The 718-nt window shown below is 64.6% G+C and carries 2 protein-coding genes; one reads left to right on the top strand and one right to left on the bottom strand.

The annotated features are described in order from the left end of the window. Positions 1-462 (top strand): sulfate transporter family protein (locus EN935_RS38835; RefSeq protein WP_127374395.1); only part of this gene is annotated, 462 nt, incomplete at its 5' end. A gap of 9 nt (positions 463-471) precedes the next feature. Here EN935_RS38835 and EN935_RS38830 read toward each other — a convergent pair. Beyond that, positions 472-718, bottom strand: a 247-nt coding sequence (locus tag EN935_RS38830; RefSeq protein ID WP_206534711.1) for an isocitrate lyase/phosphoenolpyruvate mutase family protein, incomplete at its 5' end; no start/stop codon positions are given.

Genomic DNA, 718 nt, shown 5'->3' with positions numbered 1-718 from the left:
GCGTTGCTCATCGCGCCGGTGACGGCTGTTATCGCCGGCCTGTTCCTTGACGATATCGCCGAAGTGGTCGAGCGCACCGACTATCCCGGCGATCCGCCCGGCCGCGCCATGCCGGTGCTGCGCTCGCTGGTGCTGTCGATGCGATTCCTTGGCGTCGTCATTCTCGGCAACATCGTGGCCCTGCTGCTTCTGCTGGTGCCGGGCGTCAACATCGCCGCTTTCTTCATCGTCAACGGCTATCTGCTCGGGCGCGAGTTCTTCGAATTCGCCGCCATGCGCTTTCGCGGCGAAGAAGAGGCCAGGGCCTTGCGCAGGCACTATGCCGGCACGGTGTTTTTCTCCGGGCTGCTCATCGCTGCCTTCCTCGCCGTGCCACTGCTCAATCTGGTGACGCCGCTCTTCGCCGCCGCCATGATGGTGCATCTGCACAAGGCGATTTCGGTGCGGGAAAGACGCCGGTGACGGCATGTGTCAAGCTGAAGGTTTGGCGAACAGCGCCTGCAATTTGCCGAACGGCATGGCGGCGCGGGTGAAGCCGAACGTGCCGTCCTGCTGGATCTCGCGCGCCGCCGTTTCCAGCATGCCATAGGCGAAATTGGTCAGCCACGGCCCGAGCGAGAGACGCTTGACGCCGGCCATGGCGAGATCCGCGATGGTGAAGCCGGGCCTCGCCATGACGTTGACCGGCTTGCTGACCGCCGAGCAGAGCGTGCGGATC

Origin of the sequence: Mesorhizobium sp. M7D.F.Ca.US.004.03.1.1, from assembly GCF_003998635.1 — a bacterium.
Lineage (GTDB): Bacteria > Pseudomonadota > Alphaproteobacteria > Rhizobiales > Rhizobiaceae > Mesorhizobium > Mesorhizobium loti.
This window is presented reverse-complemented; position numbering and strand designations above follow the sequence as displayed.